General features: G+C 42.1%; 1 protein-coding gene and 1 pseudogene. One reads left to right on the top strand and one right to left on the bottom strand.

Translation table 11 applies throughout. The features are described from left to right. Positions 1–219 (top strand): annotated as a pseudogene (locus AB840_RS15325) (hypothetical protein); the annotation flags it as partial. Positions 220–287: 68 nt separating this feature from the next. Here the strand turns inward: AB840_RS15325 and AB840_RS18195 are convergent. After that, a partial coding sequence (locus tag AB840_RS18195; protein WP_152669424.1) for a TonB-dependent receptor plug domain-containing protein occupies positions 288–1,130 on the bottom strand: 843 nt, incomplete at its 5' end.

Raw genomic sequence — 1,130 nt, forward strand, 5'->3', positions numbered from 1 at the left:
AATGCCATAGAGAGCGTCAACTCAAGTTTCCGCAAGGTCACAAAACAGGGCGCTTTCAGCAATGAAACAGCCGTTTTTAAGGTGTTTTATTTACGGATTAAGGAACTTTATCAAAAATGGCACGGTCACTCCATTCGCAATTGGGCCATAGTGATGAATCAGCTGGTTATTGACGAACGGATTGGCACCATGGTACGAAAATATCAGGTTTCAATTTAAAGTAATTTACACACTTTACTTGACAATCCCATAGACTATGCCACGGCTTAATGTTCATTATAAAATCTTTAGATTTCTGTCTTGACAACTGAGCCATTATACTTGTATCCAATTAAAGGTTCCATAGTGACAGCTAATGAATTATTAGGATCAGCATTTTTATTTTTCCTTTCCACATCTTCTCGATCATGATTTATGGTAAAGAAAATTTTATGCTTCTCATTAAAAGCATAATTACCATTAATACCTACATTTTTTTCATCACCATAATAGCGTAATGAAGGTTTAAATTCTTCTCCCCAACCATTATTTGTATTATAACTTCTTCCATTTGCATATACGGATAAGACACTACGTTTTGAACCCCAAGCAGACATATTAAATTTACCTATTTGTCCACTATCTGCTCTCAAATAGAAATTACTTGGCATAGCACTGGTTTCATTGGAACTTGTATAACGTGATGTATGATAACTTGCCTCCGCATTGAGTTGTACACTAGGCGCATCCTTCGGCCCTTTAGTGATGACATTGACGACGCCGCCGATGGCATCAGAACCGTATTTGGCACTGGCCGCACCGCGGATGATTTCGATGCGTTCGATATTTTCTGCGCCGATCCGCATGAGCTCGTCGCCGTTACCGCTGTATTTGCTCACGTCTCCCAGCACGGGCTGGCCATCCACCATGATCAGGGTATGACGAGGATCGGCCCCACGGATAGAGATGCCTACTTTACCCATAGCGTCGACGGTTCTGGTCACGCCCACTTCATTGAAAATCACGTCTTCCACCGATTTCCCTTGTTTGCGCGCAATATCTTCTTTTGTAATGACGGTGACACTTTGCGAATTGTACTTCGCTTCTTCTTTCGCTTTGTCCGCCTCCACGACGACATCCCGTGTCGTTAC

It is taken from the genome of Megasphaera cerevisiae DSM 20462 (genome assembly GCF_001045675.1).
Lineage (GTDB): Bacteria > Bacillota > Negativicutes > Veillonellales > Megasphaeraceae > Megasphaera > Megasphaera cerevisiae.